The organism is Pseudomonas tremae, assembly GCF_001401155.1.
Classification (GTDB): domain Bacteria; phylum Pseudomonadota; class Gammaproteobacteria; order Pseudomonadales; family Pseudomonadaceae; genus Aquipseudomonas; species Aquipseudomonas tremae.
This window is the reverse complement of the sequence record NZ_LJRO01000221.1, coordinates 1-410: the sequence shown is the minus strand read 5'-3', so window position 1 is coordinate 410 and position 410 is coordinate 1. Positions and strand designations below refer to the sequence as shown.

General features: G+C 55.1%; 1 protein-coding gene. It reads left to right on the top strand.

Annotated features, from left to right (window positions below; all coding sequences use genetic code 11):
* On the top strand, nt 1–377 hold a 377-nt coding region (locus ALO43_RS15550), incomplete at its 5' end, for a TyeA family type III secretion system gatekeeper subunit (protein ID WP_083492179.1).
* Nucleotides 378–410: the final 33 nt, after the last annotated feature.

Sequence of the window (410 nt, the reverse complement as noted above, 5' to 3'; positions counted from 1 at the left end):
CATTGATGCACGGGCTGACCACGGCACGCCACGTGACGACGTTGTTGCGCGGTTGTGAACACCTGCTTGGGCGCATGCGCAACAAGAACCCTGACCTGAAGGTGGATCCGCCAGCCTTTCTCAAACACTTGCTGACCCTGACGGCCAATGGAATGAACGTGAACCAGACCCTGCAACTGACTCAACACATCGGCGGTGCCAGGCTCAAGAACCAGCTGGCTTTTCTCAATGGCTTGCGGCCGATGCTGATGCAATTGCCCATCCTGCTCTGGAAGGACATGAAAAGCCGCCAGGCTGCGCTGAATAACCTGCTCACCCTGATGGCAGAACTGACTCAACAGGAACAGAAGCAGCTTTTTGAGGGGCTTGCCGGATGAATCAAGTCATCAACTTTCTGAACATGATTGCCC